General features: G+C 69.0%; 21 protein-coding genes. 10 read left to right on the top strand and 11 right to left on the bottom strand.

Annotated features, from left to right (window positions below):
- Nucleotides 1-59 precede the first annotated feature (59 nt).
- Nucleotides 60-3,428 (top strand): BTAD domain-containing putative transcriptional regulator, encoded by a 3,369-nt coding sequence (locus G3I71_RS12720; RefSeq protein ID WP_164314118.1) that lies wholly within the window; start codon nucleotides 60-62, stop codon nucleotides 3,426-3,428.
- Between the two features lie 50 nt (nucleotides 3,429-3,478).
- Here the strand turns inward: G3I71_RS12720 and G3I71_RS12715 are convergent, their stop codons facing one another.
- Together G3I71_RS12715 and G3I71_RS12710 are read right to left on the bottom strand one after the other, a co-directional pair.
- Nucleotides 3,479-4,348, bottom strand: a complete 870-nt coding sequence (locus G3I71_RS12715; RefSeq protein ID WP_239149116.1) for an ABC transporter permease — start codon at nucleotides 4,346-4,348, stop codon at nucleotides 3,479-3,481.
- Complete coding sequence (locus G3I71_RS12710) at nucleotides 4,345-5,382, bottom strand: ATP-binding cassette domain-containing protein (RefSeq protein ID WP_164314117.1); 1,038 nt, start codon at nucleotides 5,380-5,382, stop codon at nucleotides 4,345-4,347. Before G3I71_RS12710 ends, G3I71_RS12715 begins: the two co-directional genes overlap by 4 nt.
- Nucleotides 5,383-5,710: 328 nt before the next feature.
- Between G3I71_RS12710 and G3I71_RS12705 the strand changes: the two genes are divergently transcribed.
- Nucleotides 5,711-6,472 carry a hypothetical protein gene (locus tag G3I71_RS12705; RefSeq protein ID WP_164314116.1) on the top strand — a complete coding sequence of 254 codons (762 nt, stop codon included), beginning with the start codon at nucleotides 5,711-5,713 and terminating at the stop codon, nucleotides 6,470-6,472.
- Nucleotides 6,473-6,626: 154 nt separating this feature from the next.
- Here G3I71_RS12705 and panB read toward each other — a convergent pair whose 3' ends face one another.
- Nucleotides 6,627-7,502, bottom strand: a complete 876-nt coding sequence (gene panB, locus G3I71_RS12700; RefSeq protein ID WP_164314115.1) for a 3-methyl-2-oxobutanoate hydroxymethyltransferase — start codon at nucleotides 7,500-7,502, stop codon at nucleotides 6,627-6,629.
- A gap of 233 nt (nucleotides 7,503-7,735) precedes the next feature.
- Between panB and G3I71_RS12695 the strand changes: the two genes are divergently transcribed.
- The 7 genes from G3I71_RS12695 (at nucleotide 7,736) to G3I71_RS12665 (ending at nucleotide 15,099) form a co-directional block, all read left to right on the top strand.
- Complete coding sequence (locus G3I71_RS12695; protein WP_203730069.1) at nucleotides 7,736-9,334, top strand: MFS transporter; 1,599 nt, start codon at nucleotides 7,736-7,738, stop codon at nucleotides 9,332-9,334.
- A 70-nt stretch (nucleotides 9,335-9,404) separates the two neighbouring features.
- Nucleotides 9,405-10,022 (top strand): TetR/AcrR family transcriptional regulator, encoded by a 618-nt coding sequence (locus G3I71_RS12690; protein ID WP_164314114.1) that lies wholly within the window; start codon nucleotides 9,405-9,407, stop codon nucleotides 10,020-10,022.
- Between the two features lie 217 nt (nucleotides 10,023-10,239).
- Nucleotides 10,240-11,301 (top strand): endonuclease/exonuclease/phosphatase family protein, encoded by a 1,062-nt coding sequence (locus G3I71_RS12685; protein ID WP_164314113.1) that lies wholly within the window; start codon nucleotides 10,240-10,242, stop codon nucleotides 11,299-11,301.
- A 108-nt stretch (nucleotides 11,302-11,409) separates the two neighbouring features.
- Complete coding sequence (locus G3I71_RS12680) at nucleotides 11,410-12,708, top strand: MFS transporter (RefSeq protein WP_239149115.1); 1,299 nt, start codon at nucleotides 11,410-11,412, stop codon at nucleotides 12,706-12,708.
- Between the two features lie 206 nt (nucleotides 12,709-12,914).
- Nucleotides 12,915-13,487, top strand: coding sequence for a dihydrofolate reductase family protein (locus G3I71_RS12675; protein ID WP_164314112.1), 573 nt, complete (start codon nucleotides 12,915-12,917; stop codon nucleotides 13,485-13,487).
- Nucleotides 13,488-13,722: 235 nt separating this feature from the next.
- The gene (locus G3I71_RS12670) at nucleotides 13,723-14,229 is read left to right on the top strand and encodes a DUF6584 family protein (protein WP_164314111.1); all 507 of its coding nucleotides are present in this window, start codon (nucleotides 13,723-13,725) and stop codon (nucleotides 14,227-14,229) included.
- A 102-nt stretch (nucleotides 14,230-14,331) separates the two neighbouring features.
- A complete protein-coding gene (locus G3I71_RS12665; protein ID WP_164314110.1) occupies nucleotides 14,332-15,099 on the top strand; it encodes a transposase in 768 nt (255 codons plus the stop codon).
- A 220-nt stretch (nucleotides 15,100-15,319) separates the two neighbouring features.
- Here the strand turns inward: G3I71_RS12665 and G3I71_RS12660 are convergent, their stop codons facing one another.
- From G3I71_RS12660 to G3I71_RS12645, 4 genes are all read right to left on the bottom strand, one after another.
- The gene (locus G3I71_RS12660) at nucleotides 15,320-15,520 is read right to left on the bottom strand and encodes a hypothetical protein (RefSeq protein WP_164314109.1); all 201 of its coding nucleotides are present in this window, start codon (nucleotides 15,518-15,520) and stop codon (nucleotides 15,320-15,322) included.
- Nucleotides 15,517-15,708 carry a hypothetical protein gene (locus G3I71_RS12655; RefSeq protein WP_164314108.1) on the bottom strand — a complete coding sequence of 64 codons (192 nt, stop codon included), beginning with the start codon at nucleotides 15,706-15,708 and terminating at the stop codon, nucleotides 15,517-15,519. Before G3I71_RS12655 ends, G3I71_RS12660 begins: the two co-directional genes overlap by 4 nt.
- The gene (locus tag G3I71_RS12650) at nucleotides 15,705-16,148 is read right to left on the bottom strand and encodes a hypothetical protein (RefSeq protein ID WP_164314107.1); all 444 of its coding nucleotides are present in this window, start codon (nucleotides 16,146-16,148) and stop codon (nucleotides 15,705-15,707) included. The genes G3I71_RS12655 and G3I71_RS12650 overlap by 4 nt, the downstream gene beginning before the upstream one ends.
- Nucleotides 16,149-16,292: 144 nt before the next feature.
- Nucleotides 16,293-17,477, bottom strand: coding sequence for a helix-turn-helix domain-containing protein (locus G3I71_RS12645; protein ID WP_164314106.1), 1,185 nt, complete (start codon nucleotides 17,475-17,477; stop codon nucleotides 16,293-16,295).
- Nucleotides 17,478-17,954: 477 nt separating this feature from the next.
- Between G3I71_RS12645 and G3I71_RS12640 the strand changes: the two genes are divergently transcribed.
- Nucleotides 17,955-18,368, top strand: a complete 414-nt coding sequence (locus tag G3I71_RS12640) for a DUF4352 domain-containing protein (RefSeq protein ID WP_343242945.1) — start codon at nucleotides 17,955-17,957, stop codon at nucleotides 18,366-18,368.
- Between the two features lie 79 nt (nucleotides 18,369-18,447).
- On the opposite strand, the gene G3I71_RS12635 is transcribed toward G3I71_RS12640, so the two are convergent.
- The 4 genes from G3I71_RS12635 to G3I71_RS12620 all read right to left on the bottom strand — a co-directional run bounded on the left by G3I71_RS12635 (nucleotide 18,448) and on the right by G3I71_RS12620 (nucleotide 22,998).
- The gene (locus G3I71_RS12635) at nucleotides 18,448-18,996 is read right to left on the bottom strand and encodes a GNAT family N-acetyltransferase (RefSeq protein WP_164314104.1); all 549 of its coding nucleotides are present in this window, start codon (nucleotides 18,994-18,996) and stop codon (nucleotides 18,448-18,450) included.
- Nucleotides 18,997-19,137: 141 nt separating this feature from the next.
- Nucleotides 19,138-19,287, bottom strand: a complete 150-nt coding sequence (locus tag G3I71_RS12630; protein WP_164314103.1) for a hypothetical protein — start codon at nucleotides 19,285-19,287, stop codon at nucleotides 19,138-19,140.
- Nucleotides 19,288-19,316: 29 nt separating this feature from the next.
- A complete protein-coding gene (locus G3I71_RS12625; protein ID WP_164314102.1) occupies nucleotides 19,317-20,816 on the bottom strand; it encodes an arabinofuranosidase catalytic domain-containing protein in 1,500 nt (499 codons plus the stop codon).
- A gap of 427 nt (nucleotides 20,817-21,243) precedes the next feature.
- Complete coding sequence (locus tag G3I71_RS12620) at nucleotides 21,244-22,998, bottom strand: NAD+ synthase (RefSeq protein ID WP_164314101.1); 1,755 nt, start codon at nucleotides 22,996-22,998, stop codon at nucleotides 21,244-21,246.
- Between the last annotated feature and the right edge of the window lie 190 nt (nucleotides 22,999-23,188).

Here is a 23,188-nt window from a genome sequence, read left to right as displayed (position 1 = left end):
TGTTCACACGCGGGTAAACCCATGCGCGCCACGGTGCCCTCACCGGAGAGAATGGGCCCGTGCGCTATCGCATCCTCGGCACCACCCAGGCACTCCGTCCCGACGGCACCTTCGTCCCGGTCGGCGGCGCGCGGCTGCGCGCCCTGCTGACCGTGTTCGCCCTGCGGCCCGGCCGGACCGTGCCCGCGGGCGTCCTGGTGGAGGAGGTGTGGAACGGGGACGCGCCCGCCGACGCGCCGGCCGCGCTCCAGGCGCTGGTCGGCCGGCTGCGCCGGGCGCTCGGCCCGGACAGCATCGCCTCGGCCGAGGGCGGCTACCGGTTGTGCGCCGCGCCGGACGACGTCGACCTGCACCGCTTCGGGCGGCTCGCCGACGAGGGCACGCGCGCGCTGGCCGACGGCGACCCCGCCAAGGCCGCCGTCGTACTCGACGACGCGCTCGCCCTGTGGCACGGCCCGGCCCTCGCCGACCTCCCCGACCGCACCGCCGAGGCGGCCCGCTGGGAGACCCGCCGCCTGGACACGCGCCGCGCCCGCCTCACCGCCGCCGTGGCCCTGGGCGCCGCGGAACAGTCACTGCCCGAACTCACCGCCCTGTGCGACAGCCACCCCCTGGACGAGCCCCTCCAGGCCCTCCGCCTGCGCGCCCTGCGCGACGCGGGCCGCCAGGCCCAGGCACTGGCCGCGTACGAGGACGTACGCCGACTGCTGGCGGACCGGCTCGGCGCGGACCCGGGTCCCGAACTGCGGGCGCTGCACGTGGAGTTGCTGAGTCCGGACGGCGCACCCGAAGACCCGCCCCGCACCCCGCCCCGGCCTTCGCCCGCACCATCACCCTCGCCCCGGGGCAATCTGCGGGCCCGCCTCACCTCCTTCGTCGGCCGGGAGGCGGACATCGAGGCCATCCGGGGGGACATCGCGACAGCCCGGCTCGTGACGTTGCTCGGGCCCGGCGGTGCCGGAAAGACACGGTTGTCGCAGGAGGCCGCCGAAGCCGTGCGGGACGGGACATGGGACGGGGCGGGAGACCGGACGTGGGGCGGGACGAGGGACCGGGCGAGGGAGCGGACGAGGGATGCCGCGCCGGACGGGGTGTGGCTGGCCGAACTCGCGCCCGTCGTCGACCCGGACGCCGTACCGGAAGCCGTACTCACCGCCGTCGGCGCCCGTGAGACCGTGCTGCGCGGAGCCGGCGCCGAGGAACTGCGCGCCGCCTCCGCCGAACGCCACGACGACCCCCTCGTACGCCTCACCGAGTACTGCGCGAACCGGCGGATGCTGATCCTCCTCGACAACTGCGAGCACGTCATCGATGCCGCCGCGCAGCTCGTCGCGGAGCTGCTGGCCCGCTGCCCGGGAGTCACCGTGCTCGCCACCAGCCGTGAACCCCTGGGCGTACCGGGGGAGTTGGTGCGCCCCGTCGAACCGCTGCCCGAGCCCGTCGCGCTACGGCTGCTCGCCGACCGTGGGGCGGCCGCCCGGCCCGGGTTCCGGGTCGAGGACGATCCGGAGGCCGCCGCCGAGATCTGCCGGCGGCTCGACGGGCTGCCGCTCGCCATCGAACTGGCCGCCGCCCGGCTGCGGATGCTGTCGCTGCGGCAGATCGCCGACCGGCTCGACAACCGTTTCCGGCTGCTCACCTCCGGCAGCCGTACCGTCCTGCCCCGCCAGCAGACCCTGCGGGCCGTCGTCGACTGGTCCTGGGACCTGCTCGACGCGGACGAACGGGACGTCCTGCGGCGGCTGTCCGTCTTCGCCGGCGGCTGCGATCTCCCCGCCGCCGAAGCGGTGTGCGGGCCCGTCGCACTGGAGGCACTCGGCTCGCTCGTCGACAAGTCCCTTGTCGTGGCGGCCCCTTCGGACGAGAACGGCGCGGGTGCGATGCGCTACCGGCTCCTGGAGACCGTCGCCGAGTACGCCGGTGAGCGCCTCGACGAGGCAGGTGTCCGCCCCGAAGCGGAGCGCGCGCACCTCACGTACTTCCGCGAACTCGCCCGCACCACCGACCCGTTGCTGCGCGGGCCCGGCCAGATCGCCGCGCTCGACGTCTTCCGGCGGGAGAGCGAGAACATCCGCGCCGCCCTTCGCCACGCCGTCACCGCACGGGACGAACAGGAGGCGCTCTGCCTCGTCCTGTCGATCTCCTGGTACTGGCAGATGCGCGATCTGCGCCTCGCCGGCCGCAACTGGTCCCGGGAGGTCATGAACCTCGGCCCCGACCCCTTCGCCCTCCCGATCCGCCCGGCCCAGCCCGTGTGGGAGCGCTGCACGAACTCCCCGCCCCCCTGGCGCGGCGAGCACCTCGAAGAGGCCCGGCGTGGCGTCCACCTCATCCATCTCGCCTCCATGGACATGGAGTTGGACGTCTGGCAGACACCGGAGTCCCGACAGAAACTGCGCGCCATCACCCAGGTCTACGAACCCGGCGCCCCGCAGACCTGCCGCTTCCCCGGTCTCCTCTGGTTCTACGCCGTCATGCTCACCCGCGACATGGAGCGGCTCAGCGTCATCGCCGGCGAGTCCGTGCGTACCTGCCGTGACGCGGCACCCGGCTACGAGTGGGAACTCGCCGCCTGTCTGCAGCTGCGCGCCAACATCCTCGCCAACCGCAGCGACTGGGCCGGTGACGCGACCCGCGACGCCGACGAGTCGCTGGAGATCTTCCTGCGCCTCGGTGACTCCTGGGGCGCCGCCGAGGCGCTCTCCGCACGCGGCGAGGCCCATGAACGCAAGGCCGAGTACGCCGCCGCCGCGACCGACTTCCAGGACGCGATGGAACTGGCCGAACAACTCGGCGCCCGCTCCCAGAAGGCCGTGCTCGCCGCCCGCCTCGGCAACGTGTTCCTGGAGGCGGGCCGGAACGAAGAGGGCGAACAGCTGCTGCGCGAGGTGATCGAGCAGGCGGACGGGATGGTCAACGAGGCCATGCCCGCCGCCCGGCTCTTCCTCGCGGCCTGGCTCGGCATCACCGACCGGGTTTCCGAGGCGCGCGAGCAACTCCGGCTGCTGCGCGTGGAGTTCGGAGCCGCCTCGTTCGTCGTCTTCGACGCGTTCATCCTCGGCACGGAGTCCTGGCTGGATGTCGTGGAAGGGCACCACGAGGAGGCCCTCGGCAAGGCGCGACAGGCGGTGACCCGCGCCGACGACGAGCTGTCCGTCGCCATCGCCCCGCACATGCGCTCCACGTTGCTGACCACCGGCGCCGCCGCCCTCGTCGGCCTCGACCCCGGCCGCGCCCACGATGCCGCCCGCTGCCTGGGCGCCGCCGCCGCCCTGCTGCCGCCCGGCCATGTCTCCGGACACATGGAGCGCGAGGTCCGCGCCCGCTCCGTCCGCGCGGTCCGTGACGTGCTCGGCGACGGGGCGTACGAGGCCGCGTACGCGGAGGGCGGCCGACTCTCCGTGGGGGAGGCGACCGCCCTCATCTGACATCGACGCGTACGGCACAGACGTACAGACATACCGACTTACCGCTGTTGTCAGCTCTTCGTACGGAACTTGTGGATGGCGACCGGCGCCATCACCGCCGTGATGGCCACCGACCATCCGATGGTCACCCACAGGTCGTGCGCGACCGGGCCGCCCACCATCAGTCCGCGGGCCGCGTCCGCGAGCGTGGACAGCGGGTTGTAGTCGGTGAACGCCTGCAGCCAGCCCGGCATCGACTGCGTCGGGGCGAAGATCGACGAACCGAACTGGAGCGGGAACAGCACCAGGAAGCCCATCGCCTGTACGGACTGCGCGCTCTTCATGATCACGCCCAGGGTGAGGAACACCCACATGATCGACGAGGCGAAGAGCGTGGCCAGGCCCACCGCCCCGAACAGCCCGACCCAGTTGTTGATGTCGAAACCGACCAGGACGGCGACGATCATCAGCACGGTGGTGGCGAACAGCATCCGGATCAGCTCGACCGAGATCTTCGCGAACAGCACCGAGCCGCGCCCGATCGGCAGGGACCGGAAGCGGTCCATGACACCGGAGTTGAAGTCCTGGCTGAACCCGGTGCCGACGCCCTGGGACAGCGTCATGCTCATCATCGCGATCATGCCCGGGATCACGTACTGCACGTACCCGTCCTGGCCGCCGCCCAGGGCCTGCCCGATCGAGCCGCCGAAGACGAACACGAACAGCAGGGTGAAGATGATCGGCATCAGCAGCGCGTCGGCCATTGACTCGGGGTCCTGCCTGATCCACAGCAGGTTGCGGCGGACGAGAGCGCCGGTGTGGCGCAGATGGGCGCGCAGTGGAATCCGGCCGTCCGCCTGGACGTCGTCCCTGCCGGTCTTGTCGTTGTCGTTGCGGATGTCGTTGTGGATCTCTTTGACGGTTGTGGTCGCGGCGCTCATACGGCGACCTCCTCTCGGGTGTCGGCGGGGGCGCTGGCGTCGTCGTCCTGCGGGGCACCGGCGCGATGGCCGGTGAGGGACAGGAACACCTCGTCCAGGCTGGGCAGTTCGGTGGAGATCGAGGCGATGGTGATGCCGCGCGCGACGACCGCGCCGGTCACGGCGGTGAGCTGCTCGTCGCTCAGGATCGGTACCAGGACACTGCCTGTCCTGGTGTCCACGGCCGTGGTGGCGAGCCCGGTGATACCGAGGTCGTCGAGGTCGCGGGCGAGCGGGCGCAGTTGCAGGGGGTCGGCCGGCCGGATCCGCAGGGTACGGCCGCCGACCTTCGCCTTCAGCGCGTCGATGGCACCGCCGGCGACAACCTTCCCCCGGTCGATGACGGCCAGCTCGGAGGCGAGGTGTTCGGCCTCCTCCATGTACTGGGTGGTCAACAGGACGGTCACCCCGTCGCCGACCATCCGCTTGACCTCGGTCCAGACCTCCTTGCGGGTACGGGGGTCGAGGCCGGTGGTGGGCTCGTCGAGGAAGAGGACCTGGGGCTGGCCGATCATCGAGGCGGCCAGGTCCAGCCGCCGCCGCATACCGCCGGAGTACGTGCTCGCCGGCCGCTTGGCGGCGTCGGTGAGCGAGAACCGCTCCAGCAGTTCGTCGGCCCGGGTGCGGGCGTCCTTGCGGGACAGGTCGAGGAGCCGCCCGATCATGTACAGGTTCTCCCAGCCCGGGAGCTTCTCGTCCACGGAGGCGTACTGCCCGGTGAGTCCGATCACCCGCCGCAGCTGCCGGGGCTGGCGCAGGACGTCGTACCCGGCGACGGTCGCGTGCCCCGAGTCGGGCTGCAGCAGGGTGGAGAGGATGCGTACGAGGGTGGTCTTGCCGGCGCCGTTGGGTCCGAGCACACCGAGTACGGTGCCTTCCCGGACGTCCAGGTCGACGCCGTCCAGCGCCTTGGTCTCGCCGTAGTGCTTGACCAGCCCCCGCACGGAAACGGCATGTGTGACCCCGTCGGCGGGGTGGTTGTCGATTCGCGTCATGAACCGAACCTGTCACCCCCCACCGACAAACCACCTACAGACCACCGACAGCCGTGGCCGGGACGAGGAGTGCTGTGCGCAGATGAAACGCCGCCGACTGGGCAGTCGTCCCGAAGTACCGTCCGCATGGCTTGAGGAGCCTCACGTTCCGGTGATGTCCCGCTCGTGCGCCGATGTCCGGCTCCAGAACTGCCAAGGGAGATCGATGGAGAGTCGCAGAGAAGAGCGGCCAGAAGGAAAAGCAGGAGAAGAAGTAGGAGCAGGAGAAGTAGGAGAAGAAGAGGGGCGGGCGCCCAAGCGCAAGGTGCTCGACCTGACTGTTGTGCAGGTGGCGGCAAGTGCTCTCGCGACCGTGGTGGGCGCGGTGCTCGCGTCCCTGCTGGGGGTGACCGGGACGATCATCGGCGCCGCTGTGGTCAGTACCAGCGCGACCACCGGCGCGGCGGTCTTCTCGCACGCCTTCCGACGGACGGGCGAGGGAATCCGTAGCCGGGTGCCGCAGGTAGGGATGCCGCAGGTAGGGATGCCGCGTACGCCGCTGGAGGAGCGGGCGGAACAGCGCGCGGACGCTCGGGCGGCTTTCGGGCCACCGGGAAGTGCCACGGCTGCTGACGCGATGCCGTCCTCCCCGTCCTCCCCGTCCTCCGCGCCCTCTGAAGGCGAGTCGGTCACCACCTACCGCGGGGGCTCCCTCCGCGGCTCCATCGGTTGGAAGAGATATGCCCTGGCCACAGGCCTGGTGTTCGCCCTGGCGATGATCACGGTGACCTCGGTGGAGCTGATCGCGGGCAAGCCGGTGGCGGCCGTGGTCAAGGGCGAGCCGGGCAGGGGAACCTCGATGGGCGGTGGCACGGCCGGTACCCCCGCTCCCGCCGTCAGCCGGACGCCCACCCCGGACGCGTCCAGCGGTACGGCACCGCAGACGGACAGCTCGTCCGCGCCGGACACGAGCGAGGCGCCGGAGACCAGTTCTGATCCCGTCCCCAGCTCCAGTCCCACCGCCGACCCGAGTTCCGGCACCAGCGGTTCGGTGTCGTCCGTACCGTCCAGCGGCGATGTCGTGGCCAGTTCCGACGCGACCGACGACTGAGCCGGCCGGCGGGGGCCAGGAAACAAAAGCCGCAGCCCGCCGATGGGGGAAGTCGGCGGGCTGCTTTCGTGCCGCAGTGGCTCTGTGGGACCCGTGAACCCGGTGGACGGTCAGTTGTCGGTCAGTAGGCGGGCGACGGCCGGGCAACAGACGCTCAGTGCACGGAGTGCTCCTCCGACGGGAACGTCCCGCCGGTCACATCCTCCGCGAACGCCTTCGCCGCGCTCCCCATGACCTCACGCAGATTCGCGTACTGCTTGACGAACTTCGGCATCCGCCCCCCGGTCAGCCCGAGCATGTCCGTCCACACCAGCACCTGCGCGTCCGTCTCCGCCCCCGCCCCGATCCCCACCGTGGGGATGTGCGACGTCCGCGTGACCTCCGCGGCCAGCTCCGCCGGCACCAGCTCCAGGACCACCGCGAACGCCCCCGCGTCCTGCACGGCCTTCGCGTCCCGCAGCAGCTGCTGCGCGGCCTCCTCGCCGCGCCCCTGGACCCGGTATCCCATGGAGTTCACGGACTGGGGGGTCAGACCGATGTGGGCCATCACCGGGATGCCCGACTCGACCAGCAGCTCGATCTGGCGGTGCGAGCGCTCGCCGCCCTCCAGCTTGACGGCGCCGACCCCCGCCTCCTTCACCAGCCGCGTCGCCGAGCGCAGCGCCTGCACCGGGCCCTCCTGGTAGGAACCGAAGGGCAGGTCGCCGACGATCAGCGCCCGGCTCGTACCGCGGACGACCGCCGCCGAGAGCATGGTCATCTCGTCGAGGGTCACGGGTACCGTCGACTCGTAGCCCAGGTGACAGTTGCCCGCCGAGTCGCCGACCAGCATGACCGGGATACCGGCCTCGTCGAAGACGGACGCGGTCATCGCGTCGTACGCGGTGAGCATGGGCCACTTCTCACCGCGTTCCTTGGCGGCGGTGATGTCCCGGACCGTGATGCGGCGGGTGCCCTTGCCTCCGTACAGCGCGTTCGTCGCGTTGGTGCTGCCGGCGGAGGCCTGGTGGGCAGGCTGAAGCTGCGTCATGGCAACGGCTCCTTCAATCATCTCGAGGCGCCCTGACGGCGTCCCCGGATCACCACCCATGGTGGCACCTCCCCTCCGGGAACGGCTAGTGGTCGCCCGTGGAGTGGGGCCTGTGTGCTGAACGTCTCTCGCGCGAGGCGAGGGGTGGCCATGCATGAGGTCTCGGTAAAGAGTTCGGTAAAGAATTTCGATACGAGACGGTACCGTATCGAAATAGCTCTAGGCTTGCCGCCATGACTACTCCCGCCGGTCCGTCCACCCTCGGCCCCCGGATCCCCGAGGCCGTGCACCGGCGACGCTGGGTGATCCTCGGCGTGCTCATGCTCAGCCTGCTGATCGTGGTGCTCGACAACTCCATCCTCAACGTCGCCATCAAGACCATCTCCACCCCCGCCCCGACCGGCCTGGGCGCCACCCAGAGCGAGCTGGAGTGGGCGATCAACGCCTACACCCTCGTCTTCGCCGGGCTGCTGTTCACCGCCGGGATCCTCGGCGACCGGCTCGGCCGCAAGAAGGTGCTGCTCGGCGGTCTCGCCGTGTTCGGCCTCGGCTCCGCCTTCGCCGCCTTCGCCGGCTCGCCCACCGAGCTCATCGTCTTCCGGGCCGTGATGGGCCTCGGCGCCGCCTTCGTGATGCCCGCCACCCTCGCCGTCCTGATGAACGTCTTCGAGCGCGAGGAGCAGCCCAAGGCCATCGGTATCTGGGCCGGCGGTGTCGGGCTCGCCATCGCCATCGGACCGATCACCGGAGGCGTCCTGCTCGACCACTTCTGGTGGGGTTCCGTCTTCCTCATCAACGTGCCGATCGTGATCATCGCCCTGGTCCTGATGACGGTCCTGGTGCCCGACTCCCGCGACCCGAAGCCCGGCCGTGTCGACCCCGTCGGGGTCGTGCTGTCCGTCGTCGGGCTCGTGCTGCTGGTCTACGGCATCATCAAGGGCGGCCAGCTCGCCGACTTCACCGACCCGCAGGTGCTGGCGACCATCGGCGCCGGTCTCGCCGTACTCGTCGGCTTCGTGCTGTTCGAGAAGCGCAGCGACCACCCGTCCATCGACGTGACGTACTTCCGCAACAAGACCTTCTCGGCGGCGATGTCCGTCATCGCGCTCGTCTTCTTCGCGCTGATGGGCGTGACCTTCTTCTCGGTCTTCTACACCCAGAGCGTGCGCGGCTACTCGCCCCTCCAGACCGGTCTGCTGATGCTGCCGCTGGCCGCCGCCCAGCTGATCTTCGCGCCGCGCGCCCGGCTGGCCGTCGACCGCTTCGGCAACCGGGCCACGACCACCGCCGCCATGCTCCTGATCGCCGCGACGCTGGCCGCGTTCGCCACGTTCGAGACCGACACGCCCATCTGGGTGCTGGAAGTCGTCTTCTTCCTGATGGGCACCGGTATGGCGCACATCATGACGCCGACCAGCGTCGTCATCATGCAGGCCCTGCCCCGCGAGAAGGCCGGCTCCGCCTCCGCGCTCAGCAACACCTTCCGCCAGGTCGGCGGCGCGCTCGGCATCGCCGTACTCGGCTCGGTCCTCTCGGCGGCCTACCGCAGCGACATCGAGGACAAGCTCGGCGCGCTGCCCGCCGACGTACGGCACACCGCGGGCGAGTCCATCGAGGCCACCCTCGGCGTCGCCGCCAAGCTCGGCCCCAAGGGCGACGCCCTGATCGCCCCCGCCAACGACGCGTTCCTGCACGCGATGCACCTCACCGCGCTGTGCGGCGCGGGCGTAGCCCTCCTGGGCGCCCTGGTCGTCGTCCTGTGCCTGCCGGGCCGCGCCGCCGCCCCCCAAGAGGGCGAGGAGAAGCCGCAGTTGGCGTCGGCGGACCACTGAGCAGCCGAGCAGCGGAGAGAATCGACGCGCGACGCACGACAGCAGAAGGACGAGGAAAGGAGCAGGTCGCGTGAACCTCGCGGACGGCCTGGCCGGTCGGAGCAGCACCCGTGGCCGCCCACGGAGCGAAGCCGTGGAGCGCTCCATCATCGAGGGCGTGATGCAGCTCCTGGAGGAAGGCGTGCCGCTCGCGGACATCTCCATCGAGCGGGTGGCCCGTACCGCCGGTGTCGGCAAGGCCACCATCTACCGCCGCTGGCCGGGCAAGGAGGAGCTCTTCGTCGACGTCATGCTCGTCATGGAGCCCGCGGATCCGGAGCTGTCCGGCACGTCGATGCGCGACGACCTGGTCGTCCTGCTGGAGGCGCTGCGCCGGCGCGGACTGGCCAACCGGTCCTCGGCGTTCCTGCACAACGTCCAGGCGCAGGTGAAGAGCAGCCCCAAACTCTGGGCCGCCTACCACGCCACCGTCATCGAACCGCGCCGCCTGCTCGGCGCCGAACTCCTGCGCCGCGGTCAGCGGAACGGCGAGGTGCGCCCGGACATCGACGCCACGATGTTGTACGACCTGTTCCTCGGCCCCATGCTCCTGCGCGTCGTGCTGCGCCCCGAAGGGGACCTGCCGGAGGGTCTCGCCGAGCTGATCGTCGACACGCTGCTGGAAGGTCTGCGGCCGGTGGCCCCGTAATCGGGAATTCGTACGCCTGTCGGGCCGACCGACGCTCGACTGTGCGTGTTTCGTCACAGAGGGCCATCTGCGGGCGGCAACCGGAACTGGTCGTGCCGACTTGTTCGTCATCGTCCCCGTACGGCCGTCATGAGACGGCGAGATCGGAACCGTTCATCCCCTAGGGTCTTAGGCGCGGGGGATGGACGGTATGCACAGCAGGTTGTGAGGCGACGGTATGGCCCAGCAGGCGTACATGACGGAGACGGACAACGGAGGCTCGGGACCCGAGCGCCGGGGACCCCGGCTTCGGCGCCTGATGAGCCGTCTGACGGCCGGCTGGCGAGACGATCCAAGAATCTGGCGCCGGGGCCTGATCACTGCGGCGCTGGCGATCCTGCTCGCCCTGGTGATGGTGCTGCACGCGCAGATCCCCAACCGGATCGGCAACCTCGGCAGCCTCAGCGAGACGTTCCTGCCCTGGTTCGGCGTCATCTCCGTACCGCTGCTGCTCGTTGTCGCGCTCATCCGGCGCTCCGCGACGGCGCTGATCGCGGTCGTGCTGCCCACGGCGGTCTGGTTCAACCTCTTCGGCGGGCTGCTCGGCAGCAACGCCGGCACCGGTGGCGACCTGACGGTGGCCACCCACAACGTCAACGCGGAGAACCCGGACCCGTCCGGCACCGCCCGCGAGGTGGCGGGCTCCGGCGCCGACGTCCTCGCCCTCGAGGAACTGACGACCGCGGCGGTCCCGACGTACGAGAAGGCCCTCGCGTCGACGTACAAGTACCACTCGGTGCAGGGCACGGTCGGCCTGTGGAGCAAGTACCCGCTCAGCGCCTCCCGGCCGGTGGACATCAAGCTGGGCTGGACCCGCGCGATGCGCGCCACCGTCGCGACGCCGGAGGGACCGGTCGCGGTGTACGTCGCCCACCTCCCGTCGGTGCGCGTGAAGCTGGAGGCCGGGTTCACGGCCCGCCAGCGCGACAAGAGCGCGGACGCGCTGGGCGAGGCGCTCTTCGACGAGAAGCTGACGCGCAAGATCCTGCTCGGCGACCTCAACGGCACGATGAACGACCGTGCGCTCAACGCCGTCACCGCCCAGATGCGCTCCACGCAGGGCGCGTCGGGCAGCGGGTTCGGGTTCAGCTGGCCGGCGTCGTTCCCGCTGGCGCGGATCGACCAGATCATGGTGCAGGGCGTGGAACCGGTCAGCTCCTGGTCGCTGCCGCGCACGGCGAGCGACCATCTGCCGATCGCGGCGAGGGTCAAGATTCCGGCATCGGCAACCGGCTCGTAACCCGGGGGAACGCCGGGGGAATACTGCGGCTGGCAGGCTTTGTTCCGTACTTGAACATAAACTGTTCGGACGTACGCCCGCCGCACCCTCCGAAAGGCCCCCGTTCTGATGTCCCGGCCCACGCCGACCACGCCGCCCACCAAGCTGTCGAAGGCACCCACCGTGTCCGCCCGCAGAACCACGCCCCTGGCTCTGCTCGCCCTCGCTGTGGGTGCTTTCGGTATCGGCACGACCGAGTTCGTGATGATGGGCCTGCTGCCCGAAGTCGCCGACGACCTGGGCGTCTCGATCCCGTCCGCCGGGCACCTGGTCTCGGCGTACGCGCTCGGCGTCGTCATCGGCGCCCCGCTGCTCGCGGCGGTCACGGCCCGGATGTCGCGCCGCAAGGTCCTGATGGGTCTGATGGGTCTGTTCATAGCGGGCAACGCGCTCTCCGCGTTCGCGCCGACCTACGACTACCTCCTGGCCGCCCGATTCCTGAGCGGGCTGCCGCACGGCGCCTTCTTCGGCGTGGGCGCGGTGGTGGCCACGAGCATGGTGGCCCCCGAGCGCAAGGCCCGCTCGGTCTCCCTGATGTTCCTGGGCCTGACGGTCGCGAACGTGATCGGCGTCCCGGTGGCCACGGCCATGGGCCAGCAGCTGGGCTGGCGGGCGACCTTCCTCGGCGTGAGCGTCATCGGCGTGGCGGCGATAGCGGCGCTGGCGCTGCTGATCCCGCACGATCGGGTGGGAGCACCGGTGACGGGCCTGCGCGGCGAACTGGCCGCGCTGAGGTCGCTGCCGGTCTGGCTGGCCCTCGGGACGACGGTGGCGGGCTTCGGCGCCCTCTTCTCGGCGTACAGCTACATCACCCCGATGCTCACGGACTCCGCCGGGTACGCCGACTCCAGCGTGACGCTGCTGCTGGCGCTGTTCGGCGTCGGCGCGACGATCGGCAACCTGGTGGGCGGACGACTCGCGGACCACTCGATGCGGGGCACGCTGTTCGGCGGCCTGGTGTCGCTGATCGCGGTCCTGGGCGCGTTCCCGCTGCTGATGAGTACGGAGTGGAGCGCGGCCCTGGCGGTCGTACTGCTCGGCGTGGCCGCGTTCGTCACGGGCTCGCCGCTGAACCTGATGGTGATGGAGAGGGCGTCCACGGCCCCGTCCCTGGCGTCCTCCGCGAACCAGGCGGCCTTCAACCTGGCGAACGCCGGGGGAGCGTGGATCGGCGGTCTCGCCCTGGCGGCGGGCTTCGGCGTGACGTCTCCGGCGCTGGTCGGGGCAGGGCTGGCGGTACTGGGGTTGGGCGTCGCGGGGATCGCGTACGTGGTGGATCGGCGCGGTGTGAGGGTGACTCCGTCGGCTGGGCGGGAGCGTGTGGTGGCGTCGCATGTGCCTGTACGGGCGGAGAAGGTGCACCACTGAGGGGTGTTGTCCCACCCACCCGCCCGTTTCCAGTCCGTTTGCCGGGTGCCGCCGAACTCCTCGGTCCGACCGGCGTAGATGGGTGACGCACCGCTCCTTGCCGCCGCGTTCTTGGACGGCGTCCGATGAGTTTCACCGCGACCCGGAGTCAGTCAGGGTAGAAACGGCTGAGAGCCAGCCACGAGACGCACCCCAGGAGACCCAAGATGCGCACCCTGATCAGCACCGCCTTCGTCTCGCTCGACGGAGTCGTGGAGGCCCCGGGCGGCGAGCCCGGCTACCGGAACGCCGGTTGGACCTTCAAGGACATCGAGTTCCTCCCGGAGGCGTTCGAGATCAAGGGCCGGGAGCAGAAGGAGGCCGCCGCGATGCTGCTGGGCCGGACCAGCTACGAGGCGTTCAGCCCGGTCTGGCCCGACATGGAGGACTTCGCCGACTACAAGGTGATGCCGAAGTACGTCGTCTCTACCACCCTCACTGAGGACGACCTGGTGTCGAACTGGGGCGAGACCACGATCCTGCGCTCGCTCGACGACGTCGCCGCCCTGAAGGAGACCGAGGGCGGCCCGATCATCATCCACGGCAGCGCCACCCTCACCCGCGACCTCTCCGACGCCGGCCTCATCGACCGCTACCACCTGCTGGTCTTCCCGTTGCTCCTCGGTGCGGGCAAGCGGCTGTTCAGCGGCACGGACAAGGACACCCAGAAGCTGAAGCTCGTCGAGTCCGAGGTGTACGCCAACGGCCTCCAGAAGAACGTCTTCGACGTGGTCCGCTGACCTGGTCTCCGACTCGCAGCCCGGCGGGAGTGCCGTACTCCCGGTCCCCGTCCTCAGTTATGGAGTGACCAGGCCGCGCTGAACCAACTCCGTTACCGGGACCATCCCCAGGGGCTGTCCCGTAACTGGCGGTGTCCCGTCTCAGGGAGGTTCAGCCGATGCCGTTGAGAGCGAGCGAGTGCTGAGCGACAAAACCAGGTCGACGTGAGTCAGTGCGGTACCCGATCATGCGTTCATGGCCATGAGAGACACCCTTGCCCGAGTTGATGCAGACCTGGCCGCCGGCCGGGTTCCCGTCGCGCGCCAGCGCCTGCGTGGGCTGGTGTCGTCCTTTCCGAACGACCTGATGCTTCGCCGGCGCCTGGCCGAGGCGTACCGCCTGTACGGAGAGCCTGCCGAAGCGGGTCGCTGGATGTACCTCGAACAGGACAGGGACGCAGCTGAGACCTCCGCCTTCGAGGCGAGATACCACACAGCTCAGCAGCGCATGCGGGCACTTGCCTGGCAGGGCCGTGAGTCGCTTGCCCGAACAGACTTTTCCAGAGAGCAATTGGCAGCAGTACGAGCAGCTTGCTCCGATGCCATGGGACGCCCCGTCGACTGGGACACGGTGCCATCCGGCGAGAATGAAGACAGCAGGCGAAGCTCCTTCGCCGACTTCCTGGCAGGGGCCGGATGCCTGGTGGCGGCCCTGGTGTTCGTCGCGATCTGGGTGAATGGTCTCGTCGCACTCTTCGACTGACTCAGGTCAACGGGGCCTGTGAGGAGCGCCGCTCAAAGTTCGGTGCGACAGTCCAGAACTGCCCTGAACGGGACACCCGGTGACGGGTGAAATGATCTCGCTGTGTCTGGTGTGATCACGGCTTCGGAGCCGTTCTGGATAGCCCCGTTCACCGGGCTGAGCCCCCGCCTGTTCGGCAAGCTGGTGACCGTACTCCTGCGCGAGGGCGCGGATGCGGTCCGCAGGGGCCGGCCGTGGAGCCTCCCGCTGGAGGACCGGGCTCTGCTGGTCGCGGCGTACTGGCGCACGAACTTGACGATGCGCCAGATCGCCCCGCTCTTCGGGGTGTCCAAGTCGGCGGCGGACCGCATCATCGACCACCTCGGGCCCATGCTCGCGCTCCAGCCCCGCAAGCGGTTCGCCAAGGACACCGTGCTCATCGTGGACGGCACCCTGATCCCCACCCGGGACCACACCATCGCCGCGCAGTCCAAGAACTACCGGTACTCGACCAACCACCAGGTCGTCATCGACGCCGACACCCGCCTGGTCGTCGTGGTCGGCCGGCCCCTGCCCGGCAACCGCAACGACTGCAAGGCATGGGAGGAATCCGGCGCCAAAGCAGCCGTCGGCAGAACACTCACGATCGCCGACGGCGGCTATCCCGGCACCGGGCTCGTCATGCCCCACCGCCGACGAAAGGGCGAAGACCTTCCGGACTGGAAGGAAGCACACAACAAGTCCCACAAGCAGGTCCGCGCCCGCGTCGAACACGTCTTCGCGCGCATGAAGACCTGGAAGATCCTCCGCGACTGCCGCCTCAAAGGCGACGGAGTCCACCACGCCATGCTCGGCATCGCCCGGATGCACAACCTCACCCTCGCCGGATAGACGAGCGGCCCGTACAAGGCCAAGGACTCTCGAGGCACCTCGAAGATCATTTACGGGACAGCCCTCAGGCGGTGGCAACAGCACGTGCACACCAGGTAGCGCAGTCCCGGAACGCCGCTTTCCCGGGGCTCCGAGTCCTGGCATTGGTCATGGGTGCCGATGGAGCAGCGGCCGGAGACGTACGGGTGTTCCGGCGTCCATGCCGGCTCGGGGGCGCGGGTCACTCGTGCGTCCTCCTGTCGGCGTTGATCATCGGGTAGAGCGGGATTACGTTCCAAGTACCACCCCTCGGGTCCCGGTGATCCCCGTCGTGCCCCTGGAGGAGGACGCAGGCCCCCGCCTCGCTGAAGATCGGGGCGCGGTAGAACAGCGAGGCGCGGATCTCCCCGCATCGGATTTCGTCTGTCGTCGGGGAGGTCATCGTTCGCCTCCGGTGTACGCGAGGCGGTAGGCGTCCCACAGTTCCCGCCCGCTTCCGCAGCCGTCCTGCGCCTTGCGGACGCCCTTGCAGTCGACGCACCTGCGGGCGTGCTCGAACCACAGACGGTAGGCGCGCAGTATGGGCAACTCGGCTTGCCGTACGGCCGTACTGACTTTCGCGCCGGTCATCGGACGTCACCGACCGCCGGGGCCGTGCGGATGTTGCGGGTGTCGAGGTCGAGGGGGAAGTGAGCCGCCAGCACCAGTACGCGGCGTCGCCGCCACCGGGCCATGGGTTCGCGCGCTGTCCAGTAGGGCCGCACAGGGGCCGTCCGGAGCGTCGTGACCGCCTCCGGGGCGTACTCGACGAGTTCAGGCAGGTACGGCCGTGACAGAGGTGACGCGGAACCGTCCAGAAGGGCCTGGTCGGTGCTGTACGGCGACCTGCGCTGAGCCGGTACCCGTGCTGGCAGACTCACATGATCTCTTGAGTTCTTGCTGGTCATGAAGGTTCGAATTGCCGTCGGCGCCATCCGGTGGGTGCCGGTCGGTGGGAGCAGGCGGGTGATGCCCCAGAGAACCAGGGGCGCCAGAAGCCAGCGCAGTGCGGCAGCGCTACGCTCGGCCATGTTCATCACTCCTCGAAGTGGTGGGCCACGCCTCCGGACCGGTTGCACGGTCGCGGGGGTCTTTGCACTTCCACATCGTGGGGACAACGGAAGGCCGGAACTATCAGACATCGCTGATAGCCCCGGCCTTTGCTTGACGGAGTGTCACATGCCGATCCAGGAACCGAAGTTGTTGAAGGTGTCCGGCATTGTGCGCTTGGCCGCTTCCAGTCCGGCATAGGTCTCGCGGACCGTGGGGTGGTACCGGGTTTGCTGGGGCGCGAGTTTGCGTGCTCTCATCAGGCTCTTGAATGCCGCGTCAGTGCGGCCCGTCCACATCTCCGCCCGCGCGACCTCGGCGTGGTGATGTGCCAGCCGGGACGGCGGCCACTTGTCCGGAATCGCGATCTCCTGCGCTGCGTGCACGGCCTCGGGGTACTGGTCGAGTTCCGCGAGCACGCTCACGCGGTGCACGCCGACGTTGGTCGGGCCGAACGACAGCCAGTGCACCTTCTCCGCCGGGCCGGTCCGCTCCGCGATGCGCTGTGCCTCACCGAGGTGGCCTTCTGCTGTCTCCTTGTCCTTGGAGCGTCCCGCCAATACGGCAGCGCCGAGGTGGAGTTGGCCGGTGAGGACATCACGTACGCGGCCCGTCTCGGCCTGCTCCAGAGTGGTCATCCCCAGCCGGACCAGCCGTCCACCCGTGCGGTAGTCACTCGCCCGGAAGTAGGCCAGGGCCCGCAGATACTGACGCATGCCGCCGAGTACAGGGTCTGATGCCCGCTGTGCTGCCCAGTCCAGTCGGTCCAGAGCCACCGTGCACAGGTCGGAGAACCCGAGCTTCGTGGTCACGTCGTACGCGGTCCGGTACGTGCTCGCCAGCAATTGCCAGTTGCGGTCAACGGGATTTGTGTGAGCGGTCGTTGTGGCTTCATGGATGAGTGTCGGCAGATCAGCGGCAACCTGCTTGATGTTTGTCGCGCGGACCATGGCGCAGAGCCTGTCCGCGTCGGCCTCCAGTTCGGCCACCGGGCGTGGGGTCACGTCCAGGTCGGGGCCCAGGTCGTAGATGTTCAGTGCCTCGCGGATCGGGTTGATCAGACCGTCCAGTTGGTCCTGTCGCAGTTCGTCGAGGTAGGGCTGACCGGTCAGATCGGTGACCGCCACGGACAGGGCGCGGGCCAATGCCCCGGTGACCGAGGGGCTCGCGGGCAGGTTGCCTTGTTCCACCTTGGTCAGCGTGCTGTACGAGACATGCGAGAGGTCGGCCAACTCGCGTTGTGTCAACCGGCGGGCTTTGCGCGTGCGTGCGATGCGTGCGCCCGTGTGCTCGTCCATATGCGGGGGCATATTGGGCTCCGTTCTGACTCGACACCAGAACGGTACCCGTGGCAATGCCGGGGCACGATGCGATTGGCGCCGCTCCACTTGGCGCGTGGGCCGTCTCCCCTGGCGCTTCAGGGAAGGAAGGGAGCACCTCAATCTCTTGAGCGGTTCGAGGACGTCTCCATTCTCTGTCGCCGTCCGACGCCCGGTCTGTTCCCGCACCTTCCTTTGTGGCGAGTACGGGCTCCGCGTGCGGGGTGTGTCCGATCGCGGGATCATAGGGAGTGTCCTGCCGGGTTTCCCGGGGAGGTTGCGATGCGTGGTGCTGTCGGGTTCGTCGTCACTGCTTTCTTGGCCACCGCCGCAGTCGGATGTTCTGCCGGTGAGAAGGTCATCACCGCTCCGGCTGCCAGCTCAGCGTCGGCGAGTGCGCTGGCCGTACGGGCATCCTCTTCCTCCGACACTCCCAGCGCGGAGCCGTCCCCGTCTGATTCTGCGGTGGTGGGCGACACCGTGAACCTGACCGGTCTTGAGGACGGCCAGGCGCTGGCCGTGACGGTGGTCAAAGTCGTCGACCCGGCACGTGCCGAGAACCCGTACGCCACTCCGAAAGCAGGCAAGAGGTTCGTGGCGGTCCAGTTCCGGCTGAAGAACACCGGTACGGCTGTGTACTCGGATTCTCCGGGAAACGGGGCGCGACTCGTGGATACCGCAGGTCAGCGATTCGACGAGACATACGGTGACACCGCCGCCGGCCCCGGCTTCCCCGGCAGTGTCACCGCCGCACCGGGCGACACCGCACTGGGGTTCATCTCCTTCGAGGTCCCCTCCACCTCTACGATCGCCAGGGTGCAATTCACAATGAGCAGTGGTTTCGCCGACAACACCGGCCAGTGGAACGTCCCCGCGCGTTAGCTTTCCGCAAGTGAGGACTGGGATTGGGCCAGTGCGCTTGGGAAGCACGCCTACGCTCAACAGGCCCGAGGAAATCAGCTCAACCAGATTGCGTGCCCGGAGACCACACGCCGAACCACTGCTCGGCGCCCCACTCCTCGAACCGTTGCACCTCGGTGAACCCCAGCTTCTCCGCGAGGCGCATCGAGCGGGCGTTGGCGGTCTGGGTACAGAGCACCACCGCCTCGCCGGGAAGCGTGTCGGCGAACCAGTCGAGTGCCGCTTTGCACGCCTCGGCGGCGTACCCGCAGCCCCACGTCTCCGGCAGGAACATGTAGCCGAGTTCGACCTCCCCGCCATCCGGACGGACGCGACCTGGACGCTCCGAGTCGCGCCGATCCAGTGTGATGGTGCCGATCGTGGCTCCGTCGAGATCGATCACGAAAAGGCCGGGGCGCCGTCCAGGCTCCTCAGGCACCGCGCGTTCGAGTTCATCCCGCGGTCGAGGGCCACCGAGATAGGTGCGCACCTCTGGCGATGCGAACAACTCGATGAATGCCCCTCGGTCCCGGGCCGCGGACTCGCGGAGCACGAGCCGCTCGGTTCGTATCGGGGCAGGTGGCCAGGCGACGGGTCCGAGTTCAGTCATGGCGGGCAACCTATCGCCCGCCGCTGGGCAGGAGCCTCTGACGACCCCCAGCGGCAACAGCTTCTGACTCGCCGGCACCAGCTGGATCCCGACGCCCATCTCAGGCCCCACGCCGCACACAGCCATGAGTGCTTACCTGCCTCAGGCCGACGTGGTCAGCTCCAGGGCAAGGGCGATCTTGGCCAGGGCGGTGACGCAGTTGCGGGGCGAGCATTTCTGGCAGAGGCCGGTGGCGCAGGCGGGACCGCCCCGCCGGGGCGGCCGCCGAAGGCCTGCCGGAGGTGTGGGCATCCGGCAGGCCTTCGGGGTGGGGGCGCCTGCTAGGGCGCGATGTCCCACTGCTGGCAGGTGTTGTCGAGCTGCTGCCACTGGCGGACCATGGTGCCGTTGGCCGTTGCGCAGTTCGTGACGTCCAGCGTCATGCCGGTGTAGACGTTGCTGATCGTGTAGTGGCTGCCGACGTGGGTGACGTCCCACTGCTGGCAGAGGTTGCCGAGCGAGGCCCACAGCTGGACGGCCGTGCCGTTGCTCTGAGCGCAGTTCTTGTCGTCCAGGACCGTGCCGCTGTTGACGTTGGTGATCGTGTAGTGGCCGTTGCCCGCGCCGGCGAACTTCCACTGCTGGCAGGTGTTGCCGAGCGAGGACCAGAGGTCGATCGTCGTCCCGTTTGCGGTGCCGCAGTTCACCGCGTCCAGGACCTTGCCCGAGTTGGTGTTGGTCAGCCGGTAGGCGGTGCCGGCGACGGGGAAGGTGACGGCCGGGGTGGTGTAGCCGACGGAGGTGATGTTGGCCTGTACGGCGTTGTCGGCGGCGTCGGTCGGGTAGCCGGCGGTCATGACGCCCTCGAAGAAGGAGCCGTCGGAGCCGTTGCTGTTGTCACCGCCGGTGCCGAGGACGATGGCGCCCTCTTTCTGCATCGGGGTGTATCCGCCCAGGTTGGGCAGGGCTCCGTTGTACCAGGTGGTCAACGACCCCGATTGCGAGTTGCCGCCCTTGAGGGCATAGGTCGTCGTGCCGTTGTTCTTGAGCAGGGCCGTGACGAACTCACTGCTGTTGCCGGTGTTGCTCGGGTAGGAGCCGTTCCCTCCGAAGAACAGCCCGTTCTCCAGGTCTGCCTCGACCCAGGGGCCCGATCCGGCGCCCGAACACGAGAACCAGCACTCCGTACCGAAGTTGAGCGCGTCCATGTGGCCGTTGCCGGTGTCGTTGCCGGACGTCTCTGCGTTGCCGTAGTCGAAGCAGCACCGGTTGTTCACGTGGTGGCCGCTGGTCACCATGTACATACCCTCGGGGCTGCTCCCGGTGGCGACGCCCGACGTGCTGTTGTCGCGGTAGCCGACACCGGCCGACACGAAGATCCCGTAGGCCGCGTGTCCGCCGACCGTCACCGGCAGCGCGTTGGCGATGGCGCCGACGTCCTGGCCGCCGTTGCCACCGGGGCCTTCGACTGTGAGGTCGTTGTGCTTGGAGCTCTGGTCGTAGATCTCGGTGATGATGCACGTCGTGCCGGAACAGAAGGAGTCCTGCGCCGCGGCGTTGGCGTAGCCGCCTGCGGCGAGGGTGCCGATGTTGGTCGTCGTGGCGTCCGAGGCGCGCTTCACCTGGTAGAGGGAGCCGCTGTACGCGGCGTAGAGCGCGCGTGTGGTGCTGTGCGCGGCGACGCAGGGCGTGCCGGCCGCGGCGTAGATGTCGCAAGGGAGCGAGGTGGCGGCCTGTGACGGTCCGGCGGCGCCGACCAGGAGGCCGGCGACCACCGCGATGGTCGCGCCGACCGAGAGAAGTATCCCTCTGATGCGTTGACGACGTGAAAGAGAAATCATCGTTGATCTCCGTTCCTTTTGGGCATGACGAATACCCGAAGATGCCGCTGACCGGATGGGGTTTTGGTGTAGCGGAGACTTCGTCGCGAGTGCACGATGTGAGCGCTAACATTTTTTGCGCTCAAGGGAAGGTCAAGGAAGGTTGGGGAGGGTGGTTGTGCGGGACTTCGAACGACCAGTGGGAGTACCTGGAGGTCAGGTGGCCGCCAGTATGTTCCTGGTGTGAGGTGGCGTCAATTTTTCCGGCGTGAGTCGTATGCGAGCGCTAACAAGTCGTCAAACGTCAGCCAATAGATCGTCAAGTTTTCGCGCAGGGAAGGGCTGTAATGGAATTCGGTCGAAATGCCGAACGGCGTGTGATCGAAATGCCGAACCAAAATGAATTGCTCGAAATGCCGAACCAGTGACCTCGCGGGTTACCGGCCCCTCAGACCGACTCCCGCCACCCGTTGGTGATGGGCAGCCGCCGGTCCTTCCCGAACCCCTTCGCCGAGATCTTCGTCCCCGGCGGATACTGGCGCCGCTTGTACTCCGCCGTGTCCACCATCCGCAGCACCCGGGTGACCAGCGCCGCGTCGTACCCGGCCGCCACGATCGCGTCGGCCCCCGAGTCCCGGTCCACGTACAGCTCGAGAATCGCGTCGAGCACCGGATAGTCGGGCAGGGAATCCGTGTCGATCTGCCCCGGACGCAACTCCGCGCTCGGCGGCTTGGTGATCGAGTTCTCCGGGATCGGCGGGGTCTGGCCCCGCTCGACCGCAGCCCTGTTGCGCCACTCGGCGAGCCGGAAGATCGACGTCTTGTACACGTCCTTGATCGGGCCGTACGCGCCCACCGAGTCGCCGTACAACGTCGAGTAACCCACCGCCAGTTCCGACTTGTTGCCCGGCGCCAGCACGATGTGCCCCTCCTGGTTGGAGATCGCCATCAGCATCGTGCCCCGCAGGCGGGACTGGAGGTTCTCCTCCGCCAGGTCCGTCAGGCCCAGCGAGTCCATGTACGCGTCGAACATCGGTGCGATCGGCACCGTGCGGAAGTTGAGGCCCGTCCGCTTCGCCAGTTCCGCCGCGTCACCGATCGAGTGGTCGGACGAGTATTTCGACGGCATCGCCACGCAGTACACGTTCTCCGCGCCCACCGCGTCGCACGCGAGCGCCGCGACCAGCGCCGAGTCGATACCGCCGGACAGGCCGATCAGCACCGACCTGAAGCCGTTCTTCGTCACGTACGCCCGCAGGCCCGCCACCAGCGCCGAGTACACCTCCTCGTCGTCGTCCAGGCGCTCCGCGTACTCGCCGGTCCGCTCGGCCTCGTACGCCGGCAGCGGCTCCTCGGACAGCACCACGCGGTCGATGCGCAGACCGTCGTCCACCACACCGGTGGGAGCGTCGGCGAGGGCCGCGGGCAGGTCCAGGTCCAGGACCACACAGCCCTCCGTGAACTGCGGGGCCCGTGCGATGACCTCGCCGTCCCTGTCCACGACGATCGAGTCGCCGTCGAAGACCAGTTCGTCCTGGCCGCCGACCATCGCGAGGTAGGCGGTCGTGCAGCCCGCCTCCTGGGCGCGCTTGCGGACCAGCTCCAGGCGGGTGTCGTCCTTGTCGCGCTCGTACGGGGAGGCGTTGATCGAGAGCAGGAGGCCTGCCTTCGCGGAGCGCGCCGCCGGGACCCGGCCGCCGTCCTGCCAGAGGTCCTCGCAGATCGCGAGCGCCACGTCGACGCCGTGCACGCGCAGTACGGGCATGGTGTCGCCCGGCACGAAGTAGCGGAACTCGTCGAAGACGCCGTAGTTGGGGAGGTGGTGCTTGGCGTAGGTGAGGATCACTTCGCCGCCGTGCAGCACCGCGCCCGCGTTGCGCGGGGAGCCGGCCGGGCGGCCGAACTTCGGCAGGTCGCTCTCGGACCGGTCGAGGTAGCCGAGGACCACCGGCAGCTCACCGAAACCCTCGTCGGCGAGGCGCGCGGCGAGTGAGCGCAGGGCCGCGCGGGACGCCTCCACGAAGGAGGAGCGCAGGGCGAGGTCCTCGACGGGGTACCCGGTCAGCACCATCTCCGGGAACGCCACGAGGTGCGCTCCCTGCTCGGCGGAGTGCCGGGTCCAGCGGAGGACCGAGTCCGCGTTTCCGGCGATGTCGCCGACGCGCGAGTCGATCTGGTTCAGGGCGAGGCGTAGTTGAGGCACGCCGCCAAGTGTAATCGTCAATGCGACGCGATGGGGGGTGGGGGAGTGTGGGTCGCCCCACGCCGGGCCTGGGAGCTCGGTCTAGGGTTTCCGGTCATATGCCGCAAGTCGGTCCCATGGTAAGGAGCTTGAGGTCATCTCTCCCTGATGGTGGGGCAATGGGATCTTGAAGTGCATTGCCCGGATGTCA

The sequence above is a fragment of the Streptomyces sp. SID12501 genome (genome assembly GCF_010550245.1).
Classification (GTDB): Bacteria; Actinomycetota; Actinomycetes; order Streptomycetales; family Streptomycetaceae; genus Streptomyces.
Note: the sequence above shows the minus strand (reverse complement) of the source record. Positions and strands in the feature narration are given on the sequence as shown.